The following is a 255-nucleotide window of genomic DNA, read 5'->3' on the forward strand; positions in this document are numbered from 1 at the left end:
GCGCGGAGAAGAAGAACCAGGTGGATTTCTACAACCGTCGTTTCGTCGCCGGTGAGCTCGACAACCAGAGCTTCGCCGAGATCGCCCGCGCCATGGGCGCCGAGGGGATCACCGTCGATCGGATCGAGGATGTCGGCCCGGCCCTGAAGAAGGCCATCGATGCGCAGATGAACGAGGGCAAGACCACCATCATCGAGATCATGTGTACCCGCGAACTCGGTGACCCGTTCCGCCGCGATGCCCTCTCCAAACCCG

General features: G+C 62.7%; 1 protein-coding gene. It reads left to right on the plus strand.

Annotated elements, in window-relative coordinates; genetic code table 11:
- Nucleotides 1-255 (plus strand): thiamine pyrophosphate-dependent enzyme (locus tag GQB03_RS22820; RefSeq protein WP_235027191.1); only part of this gene is annotated, 255 nt, incomplete at both ends.

Source organism: Cognatazoarcus halotolerans, from assembly GCF_009800965.1.
In the GTDB taxonomy this organism is placed as follows: Bacteria; Pseudomonadota; Gammaproteobacteria; order Burkholderiales; family Rhodocyclaceae; genus Cognatazoarcus; species Cognatazoarcus halotolerans.